Origin of the sequence: Novilysobacter selenitireducens, assembly GCF_020026895.1 — a bacterium.
In the GTDB taxonomy this organism is placed as follows: Bacteria; Pseudomonadota; Gammaproteobacteria; order Xanthomonadales; family Xanthomonadaceae; genus Lysobacter_C; species Lysobacter_C selenitireducens.
Genome location: NZ_JAINZW010000018.1, coordinates 1 through 327 on the forward strand (window position 1 = coordinate 1; position 327 = coordinate 327).

The window sequence follows — 327 nt, forward strand, 5'->3', positions numbered from 1 at the left end:
CCTCGTCCTTGCTCAGCACGTAGACCTCACCCTCGAAGTCGGTGTGCGGCTTGATCGAACCCGGCTTGCACAGCACCTGGCCGCGCTCGACGTCGTCGCGCTTGGTGCCGCGCAGCAGCAGGCCGGCATTGTCGCCTGCCTGGCCCTGGTCCAGCAGCTTGCGGAACATCTCGACGCCCGTGACCGTGGTCTTCTGGGTATCGCGGATGCCCACGATCTCGATTTCGTCGCCGACCTTGATGATGCCGCGCTCGATGCGGCCGGTCACCACGGTGCCGCGGCCCGAGATCGAGAACACGTCCTCGACCGGCATCAGGAACGGCTTGT

The 327-nt window shown here is 66.1% G+C and carries 1 protein-coding gene; it reads right to left on the reverse strand.

The features are described from left to right. Window positions 1-327: EF-Tu/IF-2/RF-3 family GTPase (locus K6753_RS14430; protein ID WP_255591924.1), on the reverse strand; the 327-nt coding region annotated here is incomplete at both ends.